27 protein-coding genes are annotated in these 25,693 nt (G+C 70.2%); 20 read left to right on the top strand and 7 right to left on the bottom strand.

The genetic code is table 11. The features are described 5' to 3' along the window. Positions 1-3 precede the first annotated feature (3 nt). Complete coding sequence (locus ACFWCK_RS11005; RefSeq protein ID WP_378805827.1) at positions 4-651, bottom strand: TetR/AcrR family transcriptional regulator; 648 nt, start codon at positions 649-651, stop codon at positions 4-6. Between the two features lie 143 nt (positions 652-794). On the opposite strand from ACFWCK_RS11005, the gene ACFWCK_RS11000 reads away from it, so the two are divergent. After that, positions 795-1,763: an NAD(P)-dependent alcohol dehydrogenase gene (locus ACFWCK_RS11000; protein WP_378805826.1), complete on the top strand. Its 969-nt coding sequence runs from the start codon at positions 795-797 to the stop codon at positions 1,761-1,763. A 63-nt stretch (positions 1,764-1,826) separates the two neighbouring features. On the opposite strand, the gene ACFWCK_RS10995 is transcribed toward ACFWCK_RS11000, so the two are convergent. Then, positions 1,827-2,891: a DNA polymerase IV gene (locus ACFWCK_RS10995; RefSeq protein WP_378805825.1), complete on the bottom strand. Its 1,065-nt coding sequence runs from the start codon at positions 2,889-2,891 to the stop codon at positions 1,827-1,829. Positions 2,892-2,950: 59 nt separating this feature from the next. Here ACFWCK_RS10995 and ACFWCK_RS10990 point away from each other — a divergent pair, with 59 nt between their 5' ends. Continuing rightward, positions 2,951-3,373, top strand: coding sequence for a hypothetical protein (locus tag ACFWCK_RS10990; protein WP_233310693.1), 423 nt, complete (start codon positions 2,951-2,953; stop codon positions 3,371-3,373). 5 nt (positions 3,374-3,378) lie between these two features. On the opposite strand, the gene epsC is transcribed toward ACFWCK_RS10990, so the two are convergent. Next, positions 3,379-3,963, bottom strand: coding sequence for a serine O-acetyltransferase EpsC (gene epsC, locus ACFWCK_RS10985; protein ID WP_378805824.1), 585 nt, complete (start codon positions 3,961-3,963; stop codon positions 3,379-3,381). Continuing rightward, a complete protein-coding gene (cysK, locus tag ACFWCK_RS10980) occupies positions 3,963-4,901 on the bottom strand; it encodes a cysteine synthase A (protein ID WP_378805823.1) in 939 nt (312 codons plus the stop codon). The genes epsC and cysK overlap by 1 nt, the downstream gene beginning before the upstream one ends. A gap of 138 nt (positions 4,902-5,039) precedes the next feature. Here cysK and prmC point away from each other — a divergent pair, with 138 nt between their 5' ends. From prmC to ACFWCK_RS10895, 17 genes are all read left to right on the top strand, one after another. Beyond that, positions 5,040-5,897, top strand: a complete 858-nt coding sequence (prmC, locus tag ACFWCK_RS10975; RefSeq protein ID WP_378805822.1) for a peptide chain release factor N(5)-glutamine methyltransferase — start codon at positions 5,040-5,042, stop codon at positions 5,895-5,897. Positions 5,898-6,006: 109 nt separating this feature from the next. Further along, a complete protein-coding gene (locus ACFWCK_RS10970; RefSeq protein WP_233310697.1) occupies positions 6,007-6,681 on the top strand; it encodes an L-threonylcarbamoyladenylate synthase in 675 nt (224 codons plus the stop codon). 22 nt (positions 6,682-6,703) lie between these two features. Next, positions 6,704-7,849, top strand: a complete 1,146-nt coding sequence (locus ACFWCK_RS10965; RefSeq protein ID WP_378805821.1) for an MraY family glycosyltransferase — start codon at positions 6,704-6,706, stop codon at positions 7,847-7,849. Then, complete coding sequence (locus tag ACFWCK_RS10960) at positions 7,846-8,379, top strand: hypothetical protein (protein WP_233310699.1); 534 nt, start codon at positions 7,846-7,848, stop codon at positions 8,377-8,379. Before ACFWCK_RS10965 ends, ACFWCK_RS10960 begins: the two co-directional genes overlap by 4 nt. Positions 8,380-8,500: 121 nt before the next feature. Beyond that, complete coding sequence (atpB, locus tag ACFWCK_RS10955) at positions 8,501-9,286, top strand: F0F1 ATP synthase subunit A (RefSeq protein ID WP_378805819.1); 786 nt, start codon at positions 8,501-8,503, stop codon at positions 9,284-9,286. Between the two features lie 49 nt (positions 9,287-9,335). Next, a complete protein-coding gene (gene atpE, locus ACFWCK_RS10950) occupies positions 9,336-9,572 on the top strand; it encodes an ATP synthase F0 subunit C (RefSeq protein WP_045251710.1) in 237 nt (78 codons plus the stop codon). A 28-nt stretch (positions 9,573-9,600) separates the two neighbouring features. Next, positions 9,601-10,155: a F0F1 ATP synthase subunit B gene (locus ACFWCK_RS10945; protein WP_378805817.1), complete on the top strand. Its 555-nt coding sequence runs from the start codon at positions 9,601-9,603 to the stop codon at positions 10,153-10,155. Next, complete coding sequence (locus tag ACFWCK_RS10940) at positions 10,155-10,943, top strand: F0F1 ATP synthase subunit delta (protein WP_378805816.1); 789 nt, start codon at positions 10,155-10,157, stop codon at positions 10,941-10,943. Before ACFWCK_RS10945 ends, ACFWCK_RS10940 begins: the two co-directional genes overlap by 1 nt. Positions 10,944-10,993: 50 nt before the next feature. Beyond that, positions 10,994-12,634 carry a F0F1 ATP synthase subunit alpha gene (atpA, locus tag ACFWCK_RS10935; RefSeq protein WP_378805815.1) on the top strand — a complete coding sequence of 547 codons (1,641 nt, stop codon included), beginning with the start codon at positions 10,994-10,996 and terminating at the stop codon, positions 12,632-12,634. A gap of 21 nt (positions 12,635-12,655) precedes the next feature. Continuing rightward, positions 12,656-13,555: a F0F1 ATP synthase subunit gamma gene (locus ACFWCK_RS10930; RefSeq protein ID WP_233310705.1), complete on the top strand. Its 900-nt coding sequence runs from the start codon at positions 12,656-12,658 to the stop codon at positions 13,553-13,555. A gap of 23 nt (positions 13,556-13,578) precedes the next feature. Then, on the top strand, positions 13,579-15,015 hold the full coding sequence (gene atpD, locus ACFWCK_RS10925; protein ID WP_233310706.1) for a F0F1 ATP synthase subunit beta: 1,437 nt from the start codon (positions 13,579-13,581) through the stop codon (positions 15,013-15,015). 2 nt (positions 15,016-15,017) lie between these two features. Then, complete coding sequence (locus tag ACFWCK_RS10920; RefSeq protein WP_233310707.1) at positions 15,018-15,278, top strand: F0F1 ATP synthase subunit epsilon; 261 nt, start codon at positions 15,018-15,020, stop codon at positions 15,276-15,278. A gap of 79 nt (positions 15,279-15,357) precedes the next feature. Next, positions 15,358-16,122, top strand: coding sequence for a YaaA family protein (locus ACFWCK_RS10915; RefSeq protein WP_233310708.1), 765 nt, complete (start codon positions 15,358-15,360; stop codon positions 16,120-16,122). 113 nt (positions 16,123-16,235) lie between these two features. Continuing rightward, the gene (locus ACFWCK_RS10910; protein WP_378805814.1) at positions 16,236-17,027 is read left to right on the top strand and encodes a DUF5684 domain-containing protein; all 792 of its coding nucleotides are present in this window, start codon (positions 16,236-16,238) and stop codon (positions 17,025-17,027) included. Positions 17,028-17,145: 118 nt separating this feature from the next. Beyond that, positions 17,146-18,117 carry an aldo/keto reductase gene (locus tag ACFWCK_RS10905; protein ID WP_378805813.1) on the top strand — a complete coding sequence of 324 codons (972 nt, stop codon included), beginning with the start codon at positions 17,146-17,148 and terminating at the stop codon, positions 18,115-18,117. Between the two features lie 83 nt (positions 18,118-18,200). Next, complete coding sequence (locus ACFWCK_RS10900) at positions 18,201-19,013, top strand: PP2C family serine/threonine-protein phosphatase (RefSeq protein WP_233310711.1); 813 nt, start codon at positions 18,201-18,203, stop codon at positions 19,011-19,013. A gap of 57 nt (positions 19,014-19,070) precedes the next feature. Beyond that, complete coding sequence (locus ACFWCK_RS10895) at positions 19,071-22,019, top strand: FtsK/SpoIIIE domain-containing protein (RefSeq protein ID WP_378805812.1); 2,949 nt, start codon at positions 19,071-19,073, stop codon at positions 22,017-22,019. Here the strand turns inward: ACFWCK_RS10895 and ald are convergent. After that, positions 21,991-23,106: an alanine dehydrogenase gene (gene ald / locus ACFWCK_RS10890; protein WP_378805811.1), complete on the bottom strand. Its 1,116-nt coding sequence runs from the start codon at positions 23,104-23,106 to the stop codon at positions 21,991-21,993. The genes ACFWCK_RS10895 and ald overlap by 29 nt on opposite strands. A gap of 49 nt (positions 23,107-23,155) precedes the next feature. Next, complete coding sequence (locus ACFWCK_RS10885) at positions 23,156-24,151, bottom strand: asparaginase (protein ID WP_378805810.1); 996 nt, start codon at positions 24,149-24,151, stop codon at positions 23,156-23,158. 81 nt (positions 24,152-24,232) lie between these two features. Here ACFWCK_RS10885 and ACFWCK_RS10880 point away from each other — a divergent pair, with 81 nt between their 5' ends. Next, positions 24,233-24,718 (top strand): OsmC family protein, encoded by a 486-nt coding sequence (locus ACFWCK_RS10880; RefSeq protein WP_233310715.1) that lies wholly within the window; start codon positions 24,233-24,235, stop codon positions 24,716-24,718. Positions 24,719-24,767: 49 nt separating this feature from the next. Here the strand turns inward: ACFWCK_RS10880 and ACFWCK_RS10875 are convergent, their stop codons facing one another. Then, complete coding sequence (locus ACFWCK_RS10875; protein ID WP_378805980.1) at positions 24,768-25,457, bottom strand: lysophospholipid acyltransferase family protein; 690 nt, start codon at positions 25,455-25,457, stop codon at positions 24,768-24,770. Positions 25,458-25,693 lie beyond the last annotated feature (236 nt).

The following is a 25,693-nucleotide window of genomic DNA, read 5'->3' as shown; positions in this document are numbered from 1 at the left end:
GTATCAGTCCTGGGCTGCCAGCCGCAGCTCGAGCTGGTCGAGCACGAGACCGAGGCCGTAGTCGAACTCGTCGCCGTAGCGATAGTCGTGTCCGAGGACCATCTGGTCGAGCATCTCGGCGAGGTGCGGGTACTCGGCCGCGGGCAGCTCCAGCCCCTCCGCGAAGGCGTCAGGTCCCGTGTCGGGCGCGAACGGCAGACTGACCTCGGTCAGCACGAAACCGTAGATGTAGGCGTCGAGCGCGGAGTAGGCGTGGGCCGCCAGCGCGAGATCGAAGCCGTCCCGGCGCAGCAGCCCGAGCACCCGGTCGTGGTGGCGCATCACCGCCTCGCCGGGATTCGCCCGTGACTCGAGCAGCGTGAGCGCCCACGAGTGCCTCTTGAGCACGTCGCGCATGGCCTGGGCGCGGGAGGTCATCGCCGTGCGCCACGGCGTGCCGATCTCCGGCAGCGGGATCTGCGTGAACGCCGCATCGGCGAGCAGGTCGAGCAGCTCCTCCTTGCCGGAGACGTGGTGGTACAACGACATCGCCTCAGCGCCGAGTGCTCTGGCGACGCTGCGCATGCTCACGGCGACGAGACCGCCGTCGTCCGCCACCTCGATCGCGGCATCGACGATGCGCTCGCGGCTGAGCGGTGTGCGCGGGGTCATGCCGGCTCCGTTCTGGGCGACACTTGCGCCCTTACGAGTGTAAGGCTATCGTGGCGGTCACGGACTTACAGGCGTAAGGGGACAGAATGCGCGCAGGTGTGGTGGAAGGATATGGGCCTCCGTCGGTCGTGCGGATCGCGACGGTGGCCGATCCGGTCGCCGGTCGCGGCGAGGCCCTCGTCCGGGTGATGGCGGCGACCGTGAACTCGGGCGACGCCCGCATCCGCGGCGCGCGCTTCCCGCGCGGGTTCGCTCTGCCGGGCAGGCTCGCGCTCGGGGTGAAGGGTCCTCGGGCCGCCGTGCTCGGAATCGTCTTCGCCGGGGTGGTCGAGGCGCTCGGCGCGGACGCCGCCGGCGCGGGGCGAGCGGACGGCGAGACAACGGCATCCGGGCTCGCCGTCGGAGAACGCGTCTGCGGGATGGCGGGCGCGCGCATGGGTGCGCACGCCGAACTCGTCGCGGTCTCCGTCTCCCGGCTCGTGCGCATCCCCGGTGGGATCTCGTTCGACGATGCGGCCGGGGTGCTCTTCGGCGGTACGACGGCGCTGCACTATCTGAGGGACAAGGCCGCGGTGCGAGCGGGCGAGCACGTGCTGGTCATCGGCGCCTCCGGCGCGGTCGGCACGAATGCGGTGCAGCTCGCGAAGCATTTCGGAGCGCAGGTCACCGCCATGACGAGCGCGCGAAATGCCGGGCTCGTCTCCGCGCTCGGCGCCGACCGGGTCATCGACTACCGGGTCGATCCGATCGGATCGCTCGCGGATCGCGGCGAGCGCTTCGACGTCGTGTTCGACACGGTCGGCGCGCTGAACCCGAAGTCCGGCCGGTCGCTCCTCGCCGAGGGGGGACGGCTGCTGCTCGCCGTCGCGAGCCTCGGCGAGATGATCACCGCGCGCGGCCCGGTGAAGACCGGGACCGCCCCGGAGCGGGCCGAGGACTTCGCGACGCTGCTCGACCTGGTCGGATCGGGGGAGCTGCGCGTCGTCATCGACGAGACGCTTCCGCTCGATCGCCTCGCCGAGGCGCACGCGCGCGTCGACTCCGGTCGCAAGGTCGGCAATCTCGTCCTGCGCCCGCAGGAGGTCGCGGTCGGGACCGAGCGCGCGGCCTGATCGGGGAGCCGACGCGGTTGCCGTCCGCGCGGGCGCGGTCGGCGGCGACGAGGCACAGGGCGGTCACCACGCTCCGCGTGTCGGAGTGCGTCCTTCCCGGGTGTCGTCCGGCAGCGCCATCTCCGCGCGCATGCCCAGCAGCCGCACCGCGCGATCCGGGGCGATCCGGGCGATGAGCTCCTGCGCCCTCTCGCGGACGATGCCGCGGTCGGCGGTCTCCGGGATCCGCTTCGTGAACGTCTTCGTCGTGAACGGGACGTAGCGCACCTTGAGTCCGAGGCCGATGACGCCGCGTCCGTCTTCGGCGACGTCGTCGAGCACCTGATCGAGCAGCGCCAGGGCCGCGCGCTCGATCTCGGCCCGTTCGGAGAGGTCGGTCTGGTAGGTCGTCTCGCGGCTGTGGCCGCGCGGGACCCAGGGCGTGTCGTCGACGACGGCCGACCTCCCGCCCTGTCCGAGCTCCCGGTACCAGAGCCCCATCCGCGGGCCGAACTCGGAGATGAGCTCGTCCTCGCCGGCCGCGGCGAGCTGTGCCACGGTGCGGATGCCGAGGGTGAGCAGGCGCTTCGAGACCTTGGATCCGACTCCCCACAGCTCGATCACGGCTCGCGCGCCCATCACCTCGTCCCAGTTCTCGGCGGTGAGGCGGAACACGCCCCGAGGCTTGCCGAAGCCGGTCGCGATCTTGGCCCGCACGAGCGTGTCGCCGATGCCGACGCTGCAGTGCAGCCGCGTGCGGTCCAGGATCGCCTGCTGCAGACGGCGCGCGTACGCCTCGGGATCGTCCGTCTCGACGCCGACGAAGGCCTCGTCCCAGCCCAGCACCTGCACCACTGCGCCGGGCTGGGCGCGCAGTTCCTCCATCACCTCCGCCGACGCGGCGAGGTAGGCGGGGGCGTCGACGGGCAGGACCACCGCGTCCGGCACCTTCCTGGCGGCGATGCGCAGCGGCATGCCCGAGCCGACACCGAACGCGCGCGCCTCGTACGAGGCCGTGGACACGACCGCGCGCTCGGTGGGATCCCCCCGGCCGCCCACGATGACCGGGAGGCCGGCCAGTTCGGGGCGGCGCAGCACCTCGACGGCCGCGATGAACTGGTCGAGGTCCACATGGAGCACCCAGCGCATGCCCCCGACAGTACGCGGCGTGAGCAGGGCGCGCACCTGGGCCGCGCTATGCTCCGGCCATGGGCCTCTTCTTCACGCGCACCCTGATCTTCCTGGCGTCGTCGGCGCTCGGCCTCATCGTGGCCGATCTGCTGCTGACGGGCTTCACCATCGAGTGGAGCAAGTGGTGGGGTTTCGTGCTGTGCGTGCTCATCTTCACGGTGCTGCAGAGCCTGCTCGCGCCGTGGATCACGTCCATGGCCAACCGCTACGCTCCCGCGCTGCTGGGCGGGATCGGCATCATCTCCACCTTCGTGGCTCTGCTCATCGTCGTGCTGCTGCCGATCGGCGGCCTGCGGATCACCGACGCGCTCGGCTGGATCCTCGGACCCGTCGTCGTCTGGATCATCACGGCGCTGTGCACGGTCGTGCTGCCGCTGCTGCTGATCAAGCGCGAGGTGCGCGAGGCCGCCGCTCTGAAGGCTGCGGCCAAGAAGCGCTGATCCGCTCAGATCGAGTAGTCCGGCACGGACAGGATCCGGGCGGTGCTCTCTCCCTCGAGACGAGGCCGCGCCCGGGCGGGGACGCCGGTCAGAACGGAGTCGGCCGGGGCGTCCTTCGTCACGACGGCGTTCGCGCCGATGGCGGAGCGGGCGCCGATGACGACAGGGCCGAGGATCTTCGCTCCCGCGCCGACCACGACGCCGTCCTGGAGCGTGGGGTGGCGCTTGCCCGCGTCGCGGGTGCGCCCGCCGAGGGTGACCCCGTGATAGAGCATCACGTCGTCGCCGACCTCGGCGGTCTCGCCGATCACGACCCCCATGCCGTGGTCGATGAAGAAGCGGTGGCCGATCGTGGCTCCGGGGTGGATCTCCACGCCGGTGAGCCAGCGGGCGACCTGCGAGCCCATCCGCGCCGGGAAGCGCAGCCCGCGCGTCCACAGGGCGTGATTCACGCGGTGCGCCCAGATGGCGTGCAGACCGGGGTAGAGCAGGGCGATCTCGATTCCGCCGCGTGCGGCGGGGTCGCGGAGCCGGGCGGATGCGATGTCCTCGCGCATCCGCCCGACCCACGACATGCCAGAGTGCGGCATCAGTCCTCGCGCAGGTCCTCGAAGAGGGCCGTGGACAGGTAGCGCTCGCCGGTGTCCGGGGCGATCACAACGATGGTCTTGCCTGCGTTCTCGGGGCGGGCGGCGACCTTCAGCGCCTGGGCGACGGCGGCGCCGGCGGAGATGCCGACCAGCAGGCCCTCCTTCGCCGCGAGGTCGCGGGCGGTGGTGAGCGACTCGTCGAAACCGGCCGTGATGATCTCGTCGATGACCTCGCGGTCCAGGATCGCGGGGACGAAGTTCGGGCCGATGCCCTGGATCTTCGCCGGTCCGGGGTGGCCCTCACTGAGCAGCGGGGAGTCGGTCGGCTCGACGGCGATCACCTTGACGTCGGGGTTGGCCGCCTTGAGCGCCTGACCGGTGCCCGTGATCGTGCCTCCGGTCCCGATGCCCGCGACGAAGACATCGACGTTGCCGTCGGTGTCGCGCAGGATCTCCTGCGCGGTGGTCTCCCGGTGGATCTGCGGGTTCGCTGCGTTCTCGAACTGGCGCGCCCAGACGGCTCCGGGGGTCTCGGCGATGATCTCCTGCAGCTTCTCGATCGCGCCCTTCATGCCGAGCGTCGGGTCGGTGAGCACGAGCTCGGCGCCGAACGCCTTCAGCAGGACCCGGCGCTCCTTCGACATCGATGAGGGCATCGTCAGGATCACGCGGTAGCCGCGCGCGGCGCCCACCATCGCCAGCGCGATGCCGGTGTTGCCGCTCGTCGCCTCGACGATCGTTCCGCCGGGCTTCAGCTCGCCGGAGGCCTCCGCGGCGTCGACGATGGCGATGCCGATGCGGTCCTTGACGCTCGAGGCCGGGTTGAACGACTCGAGCTTGACCAGCACCGTGGCGCCGAGGCCCTCGGTCACGTGGTTCAGCTTGACGAGCGGGGTGTTGCCGAACGTGCTGGTGATGTCGGAGTGGATGCCTGCCATGAGGGACCTTTCGATGGACGCACTTCTTCGCGGTTGCGACGACCCCATCCCGCTTCCGACGGGGACACGATCGAGCACAGCCTAGGACGGCGGGGTGTGGGCCCGGTGAATGTGACGGCCGCATTACGCTGGACGTCTATGCCCGTGCCGCTCTCCGATGCCCTCCGCCGTGCCGCCACGATGCTCGGCGACGCCGGCGTCCCGGATCCCGCCGTCGACGCCGAGCTCCTCGCCGGACATGTCCTGGGGCTCGGCCGCGGCGGCGTGCAGGCCGCGACGATCCGCGGGGATGCGCTGACCGCTGAGGACGAGGCGGCGCTGGACGCGCTGGTGACGCGCCGCGCGGCACGCGAGCCGCTTCAGCACCTCACCGGCACGGCGCCGTTCCGCCACCTCGAGCTGGCCGTGGGGCCCGGCGTGTTCGTGCCGAGGCCGGAGACCGAGATCGTCGCGCAGTTCGCGATCGATGCGCTGCTCGCGGCGGCCTCGCCGGTGCCGATCGGCGTGGACCTGTGCACCGGGTCCGGAGCCATCGCCCTCGCCCTCGCGACAGAGGTGCCGCACGCGCAGGTGCATGCGGTCGAGCTCTCGCCCGAGGCGCACGTCTGGGCGCTGCGGAACACGGCGGGCCAGGAGAATCTCTCTCTCGTGCTCGGCGATCTCCGGTCCGAACTGGGGGAGCTGGACGGCACGGTCGACGTGGTCATCTCCAATCCTCCGTACGTGCCGGACGACGCGATCCCGCGCGACCCCGAGGTGCGCCTGCACGACCCGGCGCTCGCGCTGTACGGGGGCCCTGACGGGCTGGACGTGGTGCGCGCGATCAGCCGCCGCGCCTGGGCGCTGCTGCACTCCGGCGGCACGCTCGTGCTCGAGCACGCCGAGGTGCAGGGCGCGGCGATCCGTGAGCTCCTCGCCGCGGACGGCTGGCGCGCCATGGCGACGCACCAGGATCTGACCCGGCGCGACCGCGCGACGACGGCCATCCGGCCGTAGCGGGATCACCGATCGGCCGCGATCGCCGACAGGGGCGGGAAGCCGACCGCGGGCGACTCGCATGCCTGCTCAGGGCGCACGGTGCCGCGCCCCGTAGACTGGGCCGGTCATGTCCTCCCTCTTCGATAGCCGCGACGCGGATCAGATCCTCACCGGCATGCGCCAGGCCCGTCTGGCCATCGGCCGCGGCGAGCTGGTCGTGCTCCCCACCGACACCGTGTACGGCGTGGGCGCCGACGCCTTCAGCCCCGCCGCCGTGCAGCGCCTGCTCGACGCGAAGGGGCGAGGGCGCCAGCAGCCGCCGCCCGTCCTGGTCGGCAGCACCGCCACCCTGGCCGCGCTCGTCGAGTCCGTGCCCGAGCCCGTGCAGCGTCTGGTCGACGAGTTCTGGCCCGGCGGGCTCACGATCGTGCTCCCCGCGCAGCAATCGCTGGTCTGGGACCTCGGCGAGACCCACGGCACGGTGGCCGTGCGGATGCCGGACCACCGGGTCGCGCTCGCGCTGCTCGAGGAGACGGGTCCGCTCGCGGTCTCCAGCGCGAACCTCACGGGAGAGCCGGCCGCCGTCGAAGTCGAGCAGGCCAGGGGCATGCTCGGCGACAGCATCGAGGTCTACCTCGACGCGGGACCGGCGGCGAAGGGCGTGGCCTCCACGATCATCGACGCGACGTCGCTCGTGCGCCCCGGTGGCGAGGACGCGAAGGTGCGCGTGCTCCGCGAGGGCGCTGTCTCGCGCGAGGAGCTCGTCCGCGTGCTCGGGGACCTGCTCGACGAGCAGCCCTGATCCCGGCGGAGGAGAGCGACCCGTGAAGCAGTACCTGTTCACCGTGATCCTCACGGCGGCCGTGACCCTGGCCTGTTCGTGGGCGGTGTGGCAGCTGAGCCTGCGCTTCAAGCTGTACCCCGGCATCCGCGAGCGCGACGTGCACACGACGCCGACGCCGCGCCTGGGGGGAGTGGCGATGCTGCTCGGCATCCTGGCGGCCTTCGCCGCGAGCGCGGCCAGTCCGTTCTTCCACATCATCTGGGCGCAGCCGCAGACCATGTGGTCGGTGCTGGGCGCCGTCGTGCTCATCGCGATCGTCGGCGTCATCGATGATCTCTGGGATCTGGACTGGATGATCAAGCTCGGCGCGCAGTTCCTGGCCGCGGGCCTGGTCACGATCGTGGGCGGTCTGCAGATCGCCTCGCTCCCGCTCGCGGAGCCCGTGATCGGATCCAATTGGCTGAGCATCGTGATCACCATGTTCGCGATCGTCATCGTCATGAACGCGGTGAACTTCATCGACGGCCTCGACGGACTGGTCGCGGGAGTATGCCTCATCGCGAACGGCGTGTTCTTCGCCTACTCGTACATCATCGCCCGCGACATCGGTCAGTCCAGCTACTTCAGCCTCGCCCCGTTCATCGCGGCCGTGCTGATCGGCGCGTGCATCGGGTTCCTGCCGATGAACTGGAGCCCCGCGAAGCTGTTCATGGGCGACTCCGGCGCCCTCGTCATCGGCCTGCTCATGGCGACCAGCGCCGTCGCCATCACCGGGCAGCTGAACCCCGCCGTTCTCACCAACGCGCAGATCGGACGCTCCCAGCTGCTCGGCGCGTTCATCCCGATCCTGCTGCCCGTCGTGGTGGTGCTGCTGCCGCTGCTCGACTTCGGCCTGGCGGTGCTGCGCCGCATGGGCGCGGGCAAGTCGCCGTTCTCGCCGGACCGCAAGCACCTGCATCACCGCATGCTCGACCTCGGCCACCGCGGCCGCGACGCCGTGCTCATCTTCTACGCGTGGACCGCGATCATCTCGATCGCGGTGCTGCTGATGTACATCGGGTCGCGCGAGGGCTGGTACGGCGAGTACGCGGCCGGTGTGGTCTTCGGCGTCGTCGGGGCCGCGGCGTGCCTCGTCGTCACTCTCATCCCGTCGCGCCCGCGCGCCATCCAGAAGGAAACGAAATGAGCTCCGCGAGCCCCGTCACCAGCACTCCCGTCCTGCGCACGGCGCTCATCGCGTCGGGGATCGCCGCCGTCGTGCTCGCGATCGTCGCCGGGATCATCGGAGGAGTGCTCAAGGGCGCCCCCGGCGTGTGGAGCGGCCTGATCGGCGCCCTCATCGCCGTTCTCTTCGGGGCGATCACCGCAGCCAGCATCCTCATCGCTAATCGCTGGTTCGGCCAGGAGCTGTACGTGCAGCTGTTCTTCGCGATCGTGATGGGCGGCTGGTTCCTCAAGCTCGGGCTGTTCTTCGTGCTCATCCTGGTGCTCCGCGGGCAGCCCTGGCTGGAGCCGGTCGTGTTCTTCTGGGCGCTCCTCGCGGGGGTGCTGGTCTCGCTCGCGATCGACGCGGCGGTGTTCCTGAAGATGCGTCTCCCGGTCGTCAGCGACGCCTCGCTTCCGACCGTTGCGCCCGAGGACGTCGCGCCGTCGGCAGGGGAGCGTAGTGCCTCTGGGCAGGATCATGACGCGGATTCAGGCAACTCACACGTCTGATAGGCTGGGATCCGAGCCCGCTCGTCACGCGAGCGCTGCGCTGTGAAGCACATCGACCGACGCCCCGGTAGCCCCCGGTGCCCCGAAGTTGGAGCCCGCGCTGTTTAATCTTGCTGCGACCATGATTCCTCGACTGGCCGACGACAGCGGTTTCCACGGCCCGTCGATCGACGAGTTCTTCCCTGGGGAACTGTTCAACATCTTCGGCCTGACCGTGCACCGAATCACGTTGGTGCAGGCCATCTCGACCCTCGCGATCATCCTGATCCTCGTGCTCGGCACGCGCCGCATGACGATCATCCCCGGTCGGTTCCAGAGCGTCGTCGAGATGGGCCTGGGCTTCGTGCGCACGAACGTGGCCCACGATCTGCTCGGCCGCAAGGACGGCGACAGGTTCCTGCCGATCCTCACCACGATCTTCTTCATGGTGCTGTTCTTCAACATCACGGGCATCATCCCGTTCCTGAACATCGCCGGATCCAGCGTGGCCGCCGTGCCGCTCACCCTCGCGGTGGTCAGCTATGTGACGTTCATCTATGCGGGCATCCGCCGCAACGGCTGGCGCTTCTTCAAGAACTCGCTGTTCCCGCAGGGCGTTCCGGGCTTCGCGCTTCCGATCGTCGCGATCATCGAGCTCGTGTCCACCTTCATCCTGCGTCCCGTCACCCTGATGCTGCGACTGCTGATGAACATGATCGTCGGCCACATGCTCCTGGTCCTCTGCTTCTCGGCGACCTGGTTCTTCTTCTTCACGGCGGGCGGCGGCTGGGCCGCGCTCGGTGTGGGAACCCTCGCCTTCGGCGGCGCGTTCACGGTCTTCGAGATCCTGGTCGCGGTCCTCCAGGCCTACGTCTTCACCGTCCTCACCGCGGTCTACATCCAGCTCGCGGTCGCAGAAGAGCACTGACAACCCCTGCGGGCGGCGAACCTGCCGCCCACAACGAAAGGAAAAACCCGTGGACGCTACTACGGTTCTCGCAGCAGTCAACGGCAACCTCGCGGCGATCGGCTACGGCCTCGCCGCCATCGGCCCGGCCATCGGCGTGGGCATCGTCGTCGGCAAGACGATCGAGGGTGTCGCCCGTCAGCCCGAGCTGGCCGGTCGCCTGCAGGTTCTGATGTGGATCGGCATCGCCTTCACCGAGGCGCTCGCGTTCGTCGGCATCGCCGTCGGCTTCATCCCCTTCCCGTAATCCGCCCCCGAATCCCGAAGGAGACAGGATGCTGAACGCTCTTGTCACGCGCCTCGCGGCCGAGGGTGGGGCTCCGAAGAATCCGATCCTGCCCGAGACGTACGACCTCGTCTGGTCGGGTGTGTTCTTCCTGCTCATCCTCTTCGTGGTGTGGAAGATCGCCCTCCCGCGCTTCACGAAGATGCTCGACGAGCGCTCCGCAGCCATCGAGGGCAACATCGCGAAGGCGGACGAGGCTCAGAAGCAGGCCGAGGCCGCGCTGGAGGAGTACACCCGCCAGCTCGCAGAGGCACGCACCGAGGCCGGCGCGATCCGCGAGACCGCCCGTGAGGACGGCAAGAAGATCGTCGCCGAGGCGAAGGAGACCGCTGCCGTCGAGGCCGCGCGTCTGACCACGGCCGCGCACGCGCAGATCGAGGCCGAGCGCCAGACGGCGTTCGTCTCGCTGCGCAGTGAGGTCGGCGGCCTCGCTCTCGACCTCGCCGGTGGCGTGGTCGGCGAGACCCTCTCCGACGACGCACGCGCGACGGCTGTCGTGGACCGCTTCCTGGCGGACCTCGAAGCCTCCGAGGCGGCGAAGTAATGGGCAGCGCGACCGCTCAGGCCCTCGAGGCGTCGAGCAGCGCTCTGACCGCCGCGCAGCCGATCACCCTCGACGTCGCCGGAGACCTGTTCTCCGCGTCGCGTCTGATCGGTGAGTCGACCGCGCTGAGCGGCGCGCTCGCCGATGCGTCCGCCCCGGCCGACGCCCGCGCGGCGCTCGCGTCGCGCGTCTTCGCCGGTGCCTCCGCCGCCGCGCAGAACGTGCTCGGCACGGTCGTGTCGCAGCGCTGGTCCTCCTCCGCCGACCTCGTCGAGGGCGTCGAGGAGCTGGCCGTGCGCGCCGTGGCGATCGCCGCCCCGGACGCGGACATCGAGGGCGAGCTGTTCTCGGTGTCGCGCCTGGTGGCCGACAACTCCGACCTCGAGCTGGCCCTGGGCAGTCGCATGGGCGGGGGAGCGGCCAAGGCGGCACTCGTGCAGAAGCTCATCGACACCCGTGTGCATCCTGCGACCGCGCTGATCGTCACCTCCCTGGTGCGCGAGCCGCGTGGGCGGCGCGTGCGCCGGCTGCTCGGCCGCGCCATGCGGATCGTCTCCTCGCAGCGCGATCGGATCGTCGCCACGGTGCACACCGCGGCACCGCTCAGCGCCGCTCAGCGCGACCGTCTCCGCACGGTGCTGGCCGGTCGCTACGGTCGCCAGATCGCGCTGAACGAGGTGCTCGACTCCTCCGTCGTCGGAGGCCTGCGCGTGCAGGTCGCGGACGACGTCATCGACGGCAGCATCGCCGCCCGCCTCGCCGATCTCCGGCAGAAGCTCGCGGGCTGAAACACGACTTCGCGCGGGAAGCCGCGCACCCCGAACACAAAGGGAAGACAATGGCAGAACTTTCGATCAGCCCCGACGTCATCCGTGACGCGCTGAAGGACTTCGTCGCCGCGTACGAGCCGACGTCCGGCACGGCGACCGAGGTCGGCACCGTCATCGACGCAGCGGATGGCATCGCGCACGTCGAGGGCCTGCCCGGCGTCATGGCGAACGAGCTCGTGACCTTCGCCGACGGCACCAAGGGTCTCGCGCTGAACCTGGACGAGCACGAGATCGGTGTGGTCGTCCTCGGCGACTTCGCCGGTGTCGAGGCCGGCCAGGAGGTCACCCGCACCGGTGAGGTGCTCTCCGTGCCGGTCGGCGACGGCTACCTCGGTCGCGTCGTCGACCCGCTCGGCAACCCGATCGACGGTCTCGGCGAGATCGCGACCGAGGGCATCCGCGAGCTCGAGCTGCAGGCGCCCGGCGTCATGCAGCGCAAGAGCGTGCACGAGCCGATGCAGACCGGCATCAAGGCCATCGATGCGATGATCCCGGTCGGCCGCGGCCAGCGTCAGCTGATCATCGGCGACCGCCAGACCGGCAAGACCGCGATCGCGATCGACACGATCATCAACCAGAAGGCCAACTGGGAGTCCGGCGACGTCAACAAGCAGGTCCGCTGCATCTACGTCGCGATCGGCCAGAAGGGCTCGACCATCGCCTCCGTCAAGGGCGCGCTGGAAGAGGCCGGCGCCCTGGAGTACACCACCATCGTCGCCGCCCCGGCGTCCGACCCGGCGGGCTTCAAGTACCTCGCCCCCTACACCGGCTCGGCCATCGGCCAGCACTGGATGTACGGCGGCAAGCACGTCCTGATCATCTTCGACGACCTGTCGAAGCAGGCCGAGGCCTACCGTGCCGTGTCGCTGCTGCTGCGCCGTCCGCCGGGCCGCGAGGCCTACCCGGGCGACGTCTTCTACCTGCACTCCCGTCTGCTGGAGCGCTGCGCGAAGCTGTCCGACGAGCTCGGCGCCGGTTCGATGACGGGCCTGCCCATCATCGAGACCAAGGCCAACGACGTCTCGGCGTACATCCCGACCAACGTGATCTCGATCACCGACGGCCAGATCTTCCTGCAGTCCGACCTGTTCAACGCGAACCAGCGTCCGGCGGTCGACGTGGGCATCTCGGTGTCCCGCGTCGGCGGTGACGCCCAGGTCAAGTCGATCAAGAAGGTCTCCGGAACGCTGAAGCTCGAGCTCGCGCAGTATCGCTCGCTCGAGGCCTTCGCGATGTTCGCGTCCGACCTCGACCAGGCTTCGCGCCGTCAGCTGGCTCGTGGTGCGCGCCTGACCGAGCTGCTCAAGCAGCCGCAGTACTCGCCGTACCCGGTCGAGGAGCAGGTCGTCTCGATCTGGGCCGGCACCAAGGGCAAGCTCGACTCGATCGAGGTCGAGGACGTGCTGCGCTTCGAGCGCGAGCTGCTGGATCACCTGCGTCGCAACACCAAGGTGCTCGACACCCTCCGCGAGACGAACGTCCTCGATGACGACACGGTCGCGGAGCTGGAGACGGCCACCGACGCCTTCCTCCTCGAGTTCCAGGGCGGCACCGGCCACGGCATCAGCGCTCCCGGTCACGAGGAGCACAGCGCCGCGGACGTCGACGACGTGAACCAGGAGAAGATCGTCAAGGGCCGCCGCGCGTAATCGCGGGGGATTCTCAGAGCTATGGGCGCACAACTCAGGGTCTACAAGCAGAAGATCTCTTCTGCTCAGACGACCAAGAAGATCACGAAGGCGATGGAACTCATCGCGGCTTCGCGCATCCAGAAGGCGATGGCGCGCGTCAACGCGTCCTCGCCCTTCGCGCGAGCCGTGACGAGGGCCGTGTCCGCCGTCGCGACGCACTCCAACGTCGACCACCCGCTCACCCGTGAGCCCGAGACGATCCGCCGCTCCGCCGTCGTGATCTTCTCGAGCGACCGGGGTCTGGCCGGCGCGTTCAACTCGCAGATCCTGCGCGAGGGCATGGAGCTCGCCGAGCTCCTGCGTTCGGAAGGACGCGAGCCGGTGTTCTACCTCGTCGGCCGCAAGGCCGTCGGCTACTTCCAGTTCCGGCGCCTCGAGGCTGCCGCGGAGTGGACCGGTGACACCGACACGCCGTCGTTCCACACGGCGGAGGCCATCTCGGCCGCGCTGCTGGAGGCGTTCGAGCGCGGGGGCGAGCAGGGTGGCGTCGATGAGATCCACCTCGTGTACAACCGCTTCGTCAGCATGATGACGCAGTCGCCCGAGACGGTGCGCCTGCTTCCGCTCGAGATCGCGGAGGCGGACGAGGCCGACGCCTCGAGCGCCGTCTACCCGCTGTACGAGTTCGAGCCGGATGCGGCGACGGTGCTCGACGCGATCCTGCCGGTGTATATCCAGAGCCGCGTCTTCAACGCCCTCCTGCAGTCGTCCGCCGCCAAGCAGGCCGCGACGCAGAAGGCGATGAAGTCGGCCAGCGACAACGCCGACAAGCTCATCACCGACTACACCCGCCTGCGCAACAACGCGCGCCAGGCGGAGATCACGCAGCAGATCGCCGAGATCGTCGGCGGCGCCGACGCGCTGGCGTCGAGCAAGTAAGACCCTCAGGAGAGAGACGAAATATGACTGCCACCGCTACGACGGTCGTCGGCCGCGTTGCTCGCGTCACCGGCCCGGTCGTCGACATCGAGTTCCCGCACGACTCGATCCCCGACATCTACAACGCACTCAAGACGACGATCACCATCGGCGAGGAGTCGACGGAGATCACGCTCGAGGTCGCGCAGCACCTCGGCGATGACCTCGTCCGCGCCATCTCGCTCAAGCCCACCGACGGCATGGTCCGCGGCCAGGAGGTGCGCGACACCGGCGAGGCCATCTCGGTCCCCGTCGGCGACGTCACCAAGGGCAAGGTCTTCAACGTGATCGGCGAGGTCCTGAACGTCGAGCCCGGCGAGCAGATCGAGATCACCGAGCGCTGGCCGATCCACCGCAAGGCCCCGAACTTCGACCAGCTCGAGTCGAAGACCACGATGTTCGAGACCGGCATCAAGTCGATCGACCTCCTCACGCCGTACGTGCAGGGTGGGAAGATCGGCCTGTTCGGCGGCGCGGGCGTCGGCAAGACCGTCCTCATCCAGGAGATGATCCAGCGCGTCGCGCAGGATCACGGTGGTGTGTCGGTGTTCGCCGGTGTCGGCGAGCGTACCCGTGAGGGCAACGACCTCATCGCAGAGATGGAGGAGGCGGGCGTCTTCGACAAGACCGCCCTCGTCTTCGGCCAGATGGACGAGCCGCCGGGGACGCGTCTGCGCGTCGCCCTGTCCGCCCTGACCATGGCGGAGTACTTCCGCGATGTGCAGAAGCAGGACGTGCTGCTCTTCATCGACAACATCTTCCGCTTCACGCAGGCCGGATCCGAGGTCTCCACGCTGCTCGGCCGCATGCCGTCCGCCGTGGGTTACCAGCCCAACCTCGCCGACGAGATGGGTGTGCTCCAGGAGCGCATCACCTCGACCCGTGGTCACTCGATCACCTCGCTGCAGGCGATCTACGTGCCGGCCGACGACTACACCGACCCGGCCCCCGCCACGACGTTCGCGCACCTCGACGCGACCACCGAGCTCTCGCGCGAGATCGCATCGAAGGGTCTGTACCCGGCGATCGACCCGCTGACCTCGACCTCGCGGATCATGGACCCCCGCTACCTGGGCGAGGACCACTACCGCGTGGCCACCACGGTCAAGCAGATCCTCCAGAAGAACAAGGAGCTGCAGGAGATCATCGCGATCCTCGGCGTCGACGAGCTCTCCGAAGAGGACAAGATCGTCGTCGCACGCGCCCGCCGCATCCAGCAGTTCCTCTCCCAGAACACCTACATGGCGAAGAAGTTCACCGGTGTCGAGGGCTCCACGGTTCCGCTCAAGGAGACCATCGAGTCGTTCGACGCGATCTGCCGCGGTGACATGGACCATGTCGCTGAGCAGGCCTTCTTCAACGTGGGCGGCCTCTCGGACGTCGAGGAGAACTGGGCGCGCATCCAGAAGGAGAACGCCTGATCATGGCGCTGCACGTCAGCCTCGTCTCCGCCGACGCGGAGGTCTGGACCGGTGAGGCCAGCCTCGTCGTCGCGAAGACCGTCGAGGGCGAGCTCGGCTTCATGGCCGGACACGAGCCGGTGCTGGCCATCCTCGCCGAGGGCCAGGTCCGCATCACCCAGCTGGACGGCACCAAGGTGCTCGCCAGCGCCCGGGACGGCTTCGTCTCGATGGAGGGCGACGCCCTGACGATCGTCGCGGGCAACGCGGCGCTCGTCGCCTGATCGAACCACTCACGCAAGCGCCGGATCCCCTCGGGGGTCCGGCGCTTGCGCGTCCCCACCCGTCTGAGGAGTCCTGCGCATGATGATCCTGCTGCCGCCGAGCGAGACCAAGCGGCCCGGAGGGAAGAGCTCACCTGCGGAGCCTGCCGGATGGGCGCTGCCGGGACTGCTGCCGCAGCGCGAGCAGGTACGTGACGCGCTCGTGGCGCTGGCCGCCGACGCGGAGGCGACACGCCGGGTGCTCAAGCTCAGCGACAAGCAGCTCGCCGAGGCCCTGCTCGACAATGCAGGGCTGCGGACCGCCGCGGTGATGCCCGCCGTGGACCGCTACACGGGAGTGCTGTACGACGCGCTCGATGCCGCGACGCTCGACGGCTACGCGCGGCGCTGGCTGGGGGCGCACGTGCTCGTGCACAGCGCGCCCTTCGGACCGGTCGGCGCCCTGGATCCGATCCCGTCCTACCGGCTCGGCGCCGGCGCATCCGTGCCGGGGCTGCCTCCGCTGCGGAGACTGTGGGCGGACGCCGTGGCGGTGCAGCTCGCGGTCGCGGCGCCCTCCTTCGTGCTGGACCTGCGCTCCGAGGCCTACGCGGACCTGGGTCCGGTTCCGGCGGAGCTGCCGTCCGCGTACGTTCGCGTGGTCACGGAGCAGGGCAAGGCGCTGAACCACTTCAACAAGCACGCCAAGGGCGATCTGGTGCGTCGCCTCGCGACCGAGCGGCCGAAGATCGGATCGCGTCGCACGCTTCTGAACTGGGCCGGCCGCGCGGGCGTGCGGCTGCAGGAGACGGGCGAGCACGGCATCCTCGAACTCGTGACGGATCAGCCGACTGCCCGCAAATAGTTCGTGAGTGCGGCACTCGGACAGGGTAGGGTGTTTCGCGTCGAAGCGCTCAGCTGTTTCCCAGGAGCGCTCCTCGATGCATATGCATCTCAACCTGTTCCCGGGAGGAACACATGAACGACTACGGATACGATTCCGCAGCCAGTGCAGCGATCATCGGCATCACATTCCTGTTCGCCTTCATCGCGATCGTCATCGTCTACGTCCTCGGCTCGCTCTTCCTCATGAAGATCTTCGAAAAGGCGGGCGTGCAGGGCAAGTGGCGGGCATGGGTGCCCGTCTACAACCAGATGATCTTCGTCAAGCTCGGTGACATGTCGCCCTGGCTCATCCTGATCCTGATGGCTGCCTCGCTGATCCCGATCCTCAACTACCTGACCGGCCTCGCGTCGGTGGTGCTGCTGACGATCGCGGCGTGGCGCGTGGGTCTCAAGCTGCAGAAGAGCGCCGGCTGGGCCGTGCTGTACTTCTTCCTCAGCCTGATCTGGCTCGGCATCAACGCCTTCGACAAGTCGCGCTGGAACCCGAACATCGCCCCCGCCTCCTGGGCCGGCAACGGCTTCTTCGGCGACCGCACGGTGTGGCAGGGCATCCCCGTGCAGCCGTCCGCCGCGGCCCCGGCCGCAGGTTACGGCGCCCCGCAGGGCTACCAGCCGCCGGCCGCGCAGGGCTACGCCCCGCCGCAGCAGCCGGGCTACGGCCAGCCCGCTGCGCCCCAGGCTCCGCAGTTCGGCCAGCCGGGCGCCCAGCCCGAGCAGCCGCAGCAGGGCTTCCAGCCGCCGGCAGCTCCGCCGGCGACCGCACCGGACGTCCCGGCCGCGCCTCCGGCTCCGCCCGCACCTCCGGCACCGCCGGCCGCTGCGCCGGACGCCGCCCCGGAGAACGGCGAGCAGCCCCCGGCGTGACGCCGTCCTGATGCCGTGGTCCTCGGACTGCACGGCGATGTGGGAAGCCTCGGTCTTTCGGCCGGGGCTTCCCGCATGCCCGGCATCCGCATCGCGAGTCGGCCTGTAGTTTGGAAGCATGAGCGCTGAACGTCGTGTCGGATCGTCCGGGCTCCTGGTCTCCGCCGTGGGACTCGGATGCAACAACTTCGGACGAGCGGGAACGGCGACCGAGACGCTGCAGGGCACCGTCCAGGTGCTGGACGCGGCGATCGACCACGGCGTGACGTTCCTCGACACGGCGGACATCTACGGCAAGGATCCCGGTCTCAGCGAGAGCCTGATGGGCGAGGCGCTCGACGGTCGCCGCGATCGGGTCGTGCTCGCGACCAAGTTCGGCTACGCGTCCGCCGACATGGGATACGACTTCCCCGCAGGCCTCGGCTCTCGTCGCTACGTGCGCAAGGCTGTCGAGGAGTCCCTGCGTCGCCTGCGCACCGACTGGATCGACCTGTACCAGCTGCACTGGCCGGATCCGCTCACCCCGATCGAGGAGACGCTGGACGCCCTGGACGAGCTCGTCCGCGAGGGCAAGATCCGCTACTTCGGCCACTCCAACTTCACCGGCTGGCAGATCGCGGAGGCGGAGCTGACCGCGACGAGGAGCGCGCGTTTCATCTCGTCGCAGAACCAGTATTCGCTGCTGTCCCGCGCGGCCGAGCGCGAGGTGCTGCCCGCCGTCAACCGCTTCGGACTCGGGTTCTTCCCCTTCTTCCCGTTGCACAACGGACTGCTCACGGGCAAGTTCACCCGCGACGGCGGACCGTCGCAGAGCCGGATCATGCGCACCAGGTCGCATCTCTGGGAGGACGCGCCCTGGGACGCGCTGGACGCCTATCGCGCCTTCTGCGACGAGCGCGGCCTCACGATGCTCGAAGCGACATTCGGCTGGCTGCTCGCGCAGCCCGGGGTCGCCTCGGTGATCGCCGGGGCCACCTCCGCCGAGCAGATCGAGGCGAATGCCCGCGCGGGCGCGGCCTGGAGTCCCTCCGCGGAGGACGTCGCCGCGATCGACGCCCTGTTCCCGCTGCCGACGGATCCGGCGCTCTGAGCCGCGTGTCGGCGCCAGGGATCCATTACGATGTGTGAGATTTCAGCGGTCGTTCCGATCGCACGAGGATGCGGAGGACCGCGATGAGCCAGGTTTCGCACGAGCGCGAGGTCGCGCTGGCGTCCGGCGACACGGTCGTCCTGACCTGGGCCGGCGCGACGGACACCGGTCGCCGCCGCGAGAACAATCAGGACTCCCTCCTCGCCGAGTTCCCCCTGTTCGTGGTGGCGGACGGCATGGGGGGCCACGCGGGCGGTGAGATCGCGAGTCAGCGCACGATCGTGCGCCTCGAGGAGGCCGTTGCGGCCGGAGAGATCACGACCGAGACCATCGAGACCGCCCTGGTCGCCGCGGTGCAGGACATCACGGCGCACCCGGACACCACCGACGAAGGCACGGGGACGACGCTGACCGGCGTCTTCTTCACCGTCGTCGGCGACGACGCCCGCTGGATTTCGCTGAACATCGGCGACTCCCGGGTGTACCTGCTGCGCGACGGCGCCCTCAGCCAGGTCACGACGGATCACTCCGTCGTGCAGGAGCTCATCACGGCCGGCCGACTCAGCCCCGAGGAGGCCGAAGGGCATCCGTACAGCAACGTGATCACCCGCGCCGTCGGGGTCAGCGAGGCGCTGCCGCCGGATTACCGCGAGTTCAGTGTGCAGGACGGCGATCGGTTCGTGATCTGCTCGGACGGGCTGACCAAGGAGCTCACCGACTACGGGATCCAGCACTTCCTGGGCCTCAACCCCACCGCCGGCGGCGCGGTCGATGCGATGCTCGCCGCCGCGCTGGAGAACGGCGGGCGCGACAACGTGACCGTCATCGTCGTGGACGTGAGTCGCACCTCGGCCGACGGCGGATCGTCCTCCACAGTGCCGATCGCCGTCGAGTAGTGCACCGGTTGCGCTGAGCGCTCTCCGCGCCGGGACGGTGCGCGATGGGATGGCGGAATGGATCCCGCCGAGACGATCGTCCTCCCCGCCGTCGCCGCACCCCCGCAGCGCGGTTCGCTCCCGTTGCTCGCCGCGGCGGTGCCGGTGGTGTCCGGCGTCGTGCTCTTCGCGGTCACCGGCTCGCCGCTGTCCCTCTGCTTCGCGGCACTCGGGCCGATCATGATCCTCGGCTCGTTCCTGGACGGCCTGCGTCAGCGGCGCCGCGCCGCCCGCGTCGCGCGGGCCGAGGAGGCGGAGGCCTGGGCGCAGGTCGAGCAGGTCGTGGGCGCTCGCGAGACGCAGGAGAGAGCCCGTCGGCTGCGCGGGACCCCGGATCTCGCCGCCTGCCTCGTGGATCCGCCGATGCGTCCCCTCGCTCTCGCGGATGCGGTCGACATCGCGGTCGGGCGAGGCGACGGACCTTCGCCGCTGCGGTTCAGCGGCACCGGTGGACGCGCCGATGCCTTCCGTGCCCTGCACGGCGTCGTGTCGGGAGTGCCGGTGCCGGTGCGTCTGTCCGACGGCGTATGCGTGCGAGGATCCGGGCCGATCGCCGCAGCCGTGGCCAGAGCCCTTGTGCTGCAACTGTGCCTGCGACACGCCGTCGGGGCTTTCCGCCTCGAGGGAGACGCCGTCGCCGCGCTCGGGCTGGACGGACTGCCCCAGGCCCGCTTCGCCCCGCACGACGCCGGCATCGTGCATCTCGGAAGCCAACGAAGCGCTCCATCCGGCCCGCGGCTCTGCCTGCTCGGCCCGGGGGCGCCACCACCGGTGGGCTACCACGCGGTGCTTGACGTCGTGGAACCCGGATCCGCGCGGCTGCGCACCGCGGAGGGGACGCGCGAGTGCGCCCCCGAAGGGATCTCGCGCGAACAGGCCGAGGCGATCGTGCAGAATCTGATCCGGGAGCAGGGTCAAGAGGCGGCGATTCCGGCTGCGGTGGCGCTGCAGGACGTGCTTCCGTCCGCTGTCGACGCCGTCGGCGCGGACAGCGTCACCGCCGGATCGGATCCCGTGCTGCGCGAGGGCCTGCGAGCGGCGCTCGGGCGGGACGCGGAAGGGCCCGTGATCCCGGACCTCGTCGCGGACGGGCCGCATGCGCTCGTCACCGGCGTCACCGGCGCGGGCAAGAGCGAGCTCCTGGTGACCTGGGTCTCGGCGCTCGCCGCTGCGCATTCGGCGGACCAGGTGAGCTTCGTGCTCGCCGACTTCAAGGGCGGCACAGCCTTCGAGCGGCTGAGGGTGCTGCCGCACGTCGCCGCCGTCATCACGGATCTCGACGCCGAGGGGGCGGATCGCGGCGTGCGGAGCCTCCGCGCCGAGGTCCGGCGCAGGGAGGGCGTCCTCGCGGAGACGGGCGCCCGCAGCGTGCTCGAGAGCGGGGGAGCGCTCGGCCGGTTGGTGATCGTCGTGGACGAGTTCGCGGCGCTGCTGCAGGAGCACCCCGATCTGGCGGCGGTGTTCACGGACATCGCCGCGCGCGGTCGCGCCCTCGGCATGCACCTCATCCTCGGCACGCAGCGGGCGACCGGGGTCATCCGCGACGCGCTGGCCGCGAACTGCCCGCTGCGGATCGCCCTGCGCGTCACGGATCCGGCCGACAGCAGGATCATGATCGGCAGCGATGTGGCGGCGGGACTGCCCGGCGATGCCGCGGGGCGCGGACTCGCCTATCTCCGCCGCCCCCAGGACGCGGCACCCGCGGCGTTCCGCGTCGCGCGGACCGGTGTCCAGGAGCTCGCCGCGATCGCGGCGCGCTGGCGTGACTCCCCGCGGGCGCAGAGCCCCTGGCAGCCCGCCCTGCCGGCGCGGCTGCAGCGCACGGACCTCGGCGCCGTTCGGCCGGGGGAGATCACGCTGGGGCTCGCGGACGAACCGGAGCGTCAACGGCAGGCGGTGCGCACGCTCCGCATCGGTGTGGATCGCGGGCTTACCGTGTTCGGGGGACCGGGATCCGGGAAGAGCAGTGTGCTGCGAGCCGCGGCGGTCCAGGTGGCCGACGGGGTTCTGCTGGGACCGGATCCGGAACAGGCGTGGTCACTGATCGATGGGATCGCGGACGGCAGTCGCCCGGTGCCGCCTCTGCTGGCGATCGACGACGTGGACCGGCACCTGGCCGCGTTCCCGCCCGAGTACGCCTCTGCCTGGGCGGAGCGGCTGCAGCGGGCCGTCCGTCGTGCCGCCGAACACGGAAGCACGGTGCTGCTCAGCGCATCACGATGCACCGGACAGCTGTCGGCGATCGCCGATCTGCTGCCGGAGCGCGCCCTGCTGCGCACCGCGAGCCGCACAGAGCACCTCACCGCCGGCGGGGACCCCGGCTCCTATGACCCCGACCGGCTCCCCGGACGCGCGCGACTCGGCGGCGTCGAGGTGCAGTTCGCGCTGCCGGAGGCCGTGGCAGACGGGGGAGCGTCCCTTCCGGCGCCGAACGAGGGGACGGCGATGCCCGCGGCGACGCCGCTGTGGGAGCCGCACGCGATGCTCGTCGGAGTGGTGAGCACGGCGCCCGCGCGGACGGCGGAGACGCTCGACGCGCGCTTCGGCCGTGCGGCCGTGCAGGTACTGGTCGACGGCGCGCCCGTGATCCTCCCGGAGGGAGTCGACCGACGCGGTGAGACGACCGAATCAAGGCGGATCCGCGCGGACGGTGCCGCCGGCCCTGCGGGGCAGCTCGGAGCGACCGGCGACCGGGAGATGCCGGGCCTGGTCCTGCTGATCGGCGACGGGGAGGCCTGGCAGCGGCAGTACGCCCTGTGGCAGCGGATCGTCCGCGGAGGCGAGGTCCTCGTGCTCGCCGAGGCGGCCCGGGAGCTGCGTATGCTCGCCGGCGTGCGCGAGTTGCCGCCGTACGCTGCGCCGTACGCGGGGCGGGCGTGGACCATCGACAGGGACGGGCGTCTGTCCCGGGTGATCCTTCCCGCCCCGCGGGGCGACGTCAGCTCAGCAGCTCGTCCAGCGGCGTGAGGGGCAGATCGTGCGCGGTGGCCACTCCGGCGTTCGCGATCTTCCCGCCGGTCACGTTCAGACCACCGGCCAGCGCGACGTCGGCGCGCAGCGCCGCCTGCCAGCCGCGACCAGCGATCTGGCGGACGTACGGCAGCGTCGCATTCGTCAGCGCCGAGGTGGACGTGTTCGGCACGGCGCCCGGCATGTTCGCCACGCAGTAGAACACCGTGTCGTGCACGCGGAACGTGGGGTCGTCGTGCGTTGTCGGGTGGGTGTCCTCGAAGCAGCCGCCCTGGTCCACCGCGATGTCCACGAGCACGCTGCCCGGGCGCATCTCGGCGACCATGTCGTTCGTCACGAGCTTCGGCGCCTTGGCCCCGGGGATCAGCACGGATCCGATGACGAGGTCCGAGTTCACGACGGCGCGGCGCAGGTCGAGCGGGTTCGACGCCGCCGTCTTCACCCGGCCGCCGAAGAAGTCGTCCAGATACCGCAGTCGCGCGATGTTCGTGTCGAAGATCGTCACATCCGCGCCCATGCCCGCGGCGATCACGGCGGCGTTCGCGCCGGCGACACCGCCGCCGATCACGGTCACGGTCGCGGGGCGGGTGCCGGGAACGCCCGACATCAGCAGTCCGAGGCCGCCGTGCGAGCGCATCAGCGTGTTCGCGCCGACCAGCGGGGCGAGACGACCCGCGACCTCGCTCATCGGAGCGAGCAGCGGCAGCGCGCCCGAGGCCAGCTGCACCGTCTCGTAGGCGATCGCCGTCATCCCCGACTCCGCGAGCTTGTCGGTGAGCGGACGATCGGCAGCGAGGTGCAGATACGTGAACAGCACCAGGTCGCTGCGGAAACGGTGGTACTCGCTGGCGATCGGCTCCTTCACCTTCAGCACCAGCTCGGCACGCGCCCACACCTCGTCGGCGTCATCGAGCAGCGTCGCTCCCGCCTCCAGATAATCGGCATCCGACATCGAGGATCCGGCACCGGCGCCGGACTGCACGAAGACCTCATGACCGGCCTGCACGAGATCGTGCACACCGGCGGGCGTGAGGGCGACGCGGAACTCGTTGTTCTTCACCTCGCTGGGGACAGAGATCCTCATCGTGGCTCCTTTCCTTCCCTATGACGGGTACGGCCCCTTCTGGGGGCGTTCAGATTCCGGCGCCGGGGCGGATGGCCCCCACGCCGTTGCCGCCTCCGAGGACGACAAGTGGAAGGGCCGAGGCGAGGCTGTCCACCTGCGCGTCGGTCAGTGCGCCCGCACGGGCGAGCAGGGTGGCGGCCACGATCGTGGCCGCACGGCCGGAGCCGTCGAGCATCTTCAGGGCGACGGTGGTGCCGTTGGGGGCCACCATGACCATCACGCCCTCGGCGCCGTGCTTGGCGAACACGCCCAGCTTCTCGATCGCGATGGTGTCGGGGCGTCCAGGGCCCTCGATCGTCCACGGGTTCTCGCGCACCGTGCGCACCAGGGCGCCGGCCACCCGATGCAGCGCGAACGGCGAGCGCTCCGAGGCGGAGCCGATGCGGTGCACGGCCCGCGCGAGCCCGGTGAGCGTGATGGCGTGCACCGGGGCACCGCACCCGTCGATGGCCGTGGCTGCGACGCGCTCTCCGCTGAGCCGCTCGACGACGTCCTTGATGTGCACCTGCAGGGGATGGTCCAGGTCGAGGTATCCCGCGGTGGGCCAGCCGTTCGCGACACAGGCGCGCAGCATCGTGGCGTGCTTGCCGGAGCAGTTCATCCGGATGCGCGCCTTGCCGGCGTGATCGCGCACGAGCTCGTCTCGGGTCGCCGAGTCTCCTGGCCAGTCCGCGGGGCAGCCCAGGTCGTCCTCGGTGAGCCCGCCCTCGGCGAGCATCTCGCGCACGACGGCGACGTGACGGTCGGTGCCGATGTGACTGGCGGTCGCGAGGCCGAGCTGCTCGCCCTCCAGCGGGGCACCGGCCGTCAGGCAGGCGATCGCCTGCAGCGGCTTCAGGCTGGAGCGGGGCAGGACCAGCGCGTCGGCGTTGCCGTGGCGGACGACCACTTCCCCCTCCGGGGAGAGCACGACGGCCGCTCCGATGTGGCGGGATTCGATGAATCCGTTCCGTTCGACGACGGCGAGTTCCACGGCATCCTGGACGGTCAGAGTCTGCACCACGACAGCAAGCCTAGTGGGCGCGGACGCCGCGGACAGGCGGCACGTCGACCGGCGTCGGTAGGATCCTGGCACCATGGACCCATGAGCCTCGGCACACACCGTTACGCCCTCACGACGACCTGGACCGGCAACCGGGGGACGGGCACCTCGGGCTACCGCGACTACGATCGCGCGAGCACGCTCACCGTGGCGGGCAAGCCGGAACTGCTGGCCTCCTCCGACAAGCCGTTCCGGGGGGATCCCACCCGATGGAATCCGGAGGATCTGCTGCTCGCGGCGCTCAGCGAGTGCCATCTGCTGAGCTATCTGCATGCCTGCGTGACGGCGGGGGTCGTCGTCGTCGATTACCGCGACGAGGCCACCGGCACGATGCAGGAGGACGGTCGCGGCGGTGGGGCGTTCACCGAGGTGACGCTGCATCCCGTCGTCACGATCGCCGAGGAGTCCATGCGCGAGGCCGCGGCCTCCGCGCACGCGCAGGCCAACGCATGGTGCTTCATCGCGAACTCGGTGTCGTTCCCCGTGCACCACGAGGCAACGATCCTGGTCGTTCCGACCGGCCCCTGACGTTCGACGAAGGGCGGTCCCTGAGCGAGCCGCACGCGAGACGAAGGGGTCAGCGCCGTTCGTGCGGCAGCGCCTGCATGATCTTCTCGATCGCGCCGTGCGCGGGCACCTCGTTGTAGACGCCGGCGAGCTCCTGTTCGCTGAGCGCGTGGATCGCGGCCATGATCTCGTCGGTCGCGCCACGGCGGGCGCGACCGGAACTCGCAGCTCCGTGGTGCGAGAGATCCAGCGGCTCGCCGAAGCGGATCGTGACCTTCGACCCGATCCTGGGCATGCTCGCGCCGACGGGCATCGCCTTGTCGGTGCCGATCACGCCGACCGGCACCACCTTCGCACCCGTCTGCAGAGCCAGGAAGGAGACGCCCGTGCGTCCCTTGTAGAGTCGGCCGTCGGTCGAACGGGTGCCCTCGGGGTACAGCGCGACCGCGAGTCCTCGGTCCAGCAGCTTGCGCTGCTCGTCCAGGGCGTCCAGCGCGGCCTGACCCGCGCCGCGGCGCACCGGGTTCGCGCCGACCGCGCGCATGAAGCTCGCGACGAAGCGACCCTTCAGGCTCGTGCCCTCGAAGTAGCTCGACTTCGCCAGGAAGTGCACGCGCCGGGGAGCCGCGACCGGGATCGCGATCGAGTCGATGAACGACAGGTGGTTCGACGCGATGATGATCGGGCCGTCTTTCGGCACATTCGCGCGCCCCTCGATGCGAGGGCGGTAGACGAGTCGGGTGAGCGGGATCAGGATCATCCGGCCGAGCAGATACGTGGCACCGGCGCGATGCACCTCGTCGTCGAGATGATCCTGCTCTGCGACGGCCTCGTCGCGGTCCGCAGACGCTGCGGGTTCGGGTTGCGGGGTCACCAGACAAGGCTAGATCAGGATCCATTCCGCGATCGGAATGAGCGCGCGAGGCGATGCGGGAAGCGGATTCACGCCACCTCCCAGCGGCGGCAAAGCCCGATAGGGCAGGATAGGCGGGTTCG

Origin of the sequence: Microbacterium sp. NPDC060117 (assembly GCF_042729315.1) — a bacterium.
GTDB lineage: Bacteria > Actinomycetota > Actinomycetes > Actinomycetales > Microbacteriaceae > Microbacterium.
This window is presented reverse-complemented; position numbering and strand designations above follow the sequence as displayed.

Bases quoted from the DNA above. Each gene is read 5' to 3' on its own strand.
- ACFWCK_RS10990 (WP_233310693.1), top strand. From the start codon at position 2,951: ATGGGCCTCTTCTTCACGCGCACCCTGATCTTCCTGGCGTCGTCGGCG.
- ACFWCK_RS10940 (WP_378805816.1), top strand. From the start codon at position 10,155: ATGGGCAGCGCGACCGCTCAGGCCCTCGAGGCGTCGAGCAGCGCTCTG.
- ACFWCK_RS10960 (WP_233310699.1), top strand. From the start codon at position 7,846: ATGAGCTCCGCGAGCCCCGTCACCAGCACTCCCGTCCTGCGCACGGCG.
- ACFWCK_RS10875 (WP_378805980.1), bottom strand. From the start codon at position 25,457: ATGATCCTGATCCCGCTCACCCGACTCGTCTACCGCCCTCGCATCGAG.
- cysK (WP_378805823.1), bottom strand. From the start codon at position 4,901: ATGGCAGGCATCCACTCCGACATCACCAGCACGTTCGGCAACACCCCG.
- ACFWCK_RS10930 (WP_233310705.1), top strand. From the start codon at position 12,656: ATGGGCGCACAACTCAGGGTCTACAAGCAGAAGATCTCTTCTGCTCAG.
- ACFWCK_RS11005 (WP_378805827.1), bottom strand. From the start codon at position 651: ATGACCCCGCGCACACCGCTCAGCCGCGAGCGCATCGTCGATGCCGCG.
- ACFWCK_RS10910 (WP_378805814.1), top strand. From the start codon at position 16,236: ATGAACGACTACGGATACGATTCCGCAGCCAGTGCAGCGATCATCGGC.
- ACFWCK_RS10915 (WP_233310708.1), top strand. From the start codon at position 15,358: ATGATGATCCTGCTGCCGCCGAGCGAGACCAAGCGGCCCGGAGGGAAG.
- ACFWCK_RS10945 (WP_378805817.1), top strand. From the start codon at position 9,601: ATGCTGAACGCTCTTGTCACGCGCCTCGCGGCCGAGGGTGGGGCTCCG.
- ald (WP_378805811.1), bottom strand. From the start codon at position 23,106: ATGAGGATCTCTGTCCCCAGCGAGGTGAAGAACAACGAGTTCCGCGTC.
- atpA (WP_378805815.1), top strand. From the start codon at position 10,994: ATGGCAGAACTTTCGATCAGCCCCGACGTCATCCGTGACGCGCTGAAG.
- prmC (WP_378805822.1), top strand. From the start codon at position 5,040: ATGCCCGTGCCGCTCTCCGATGCCCTCCGCCGTGCCGCCACGATGCTC.
- ACFWCK_RS10995 (WP_378805825.1), bottom strand. From the start codon at position 2,891: ATGCGCTGGGTGCTCCATGTGGACCTCGACCAGTTCATCGCGGCCGTC.
- ACFWCK_RS10880 (WP_233310715.1), top strand. From the start codon at position 24,233: ATGAGCCTCGGCACACACCGTTACGCCCTCACGACGACCTGGACCGGC.
- atpD (WP_233310706.1), top strand. From the start codon at position 13,579: ATGACTGCCACCGCTACGACGGTCGTCGGCCGCGTTGCTCGCGTCACC.
- ACFWCK_RS10920 (WP_233310707.1), top strand. From the start codon at position 15,018: ATGGCGCTGCACGTCAGCCTCGTCTCCGCCGACGCGGAGGTCTGGACC.
- atpB (WP_378805819.1), top strand. From the start codon at position 8,501: ATGATTCCTCGACTGGCCGACGACAGCGGTTTCCACGGCCCGTCGATC.
- epsC (WP_378805824.1), bottom strand. From the start codon at position 3,963: ATGCCGCACTCTGGCATGTCGTGGGTCGGGCGGATGCGCGAGGACATC.
- ACFWCK_RS10905 (WP_378805813.1), top strand. From the start codon at position 17,146: ATGAGCGCTGAACGTCGTGTCGGATCGTCCGGGCTCCTGGTCTCCGCC.
- ACFWCK_RS10970 (WP_233310697.1), top strand. From the start codon at position 6,007: ATGTCCTCCCTCTTCGATAGCCGCGACGCGGATCAGATCCTCACCGGC.
- ACFWCK_RS10900 (WP_233310711.1), top strand. From the start codon at position 18,201: ATGAGCCAGGTTTCGCACGAGCGCGAGGTCGCGCTGGCGTCCGGCGAC.
- ACFWCK_RS10895 (WP_378805812.1), top strand. From the start codon at position 19,071: ATGGATCCCGCCGAGACGATCGTCCTCCCCGCCGTCGCCGCACCCCCG.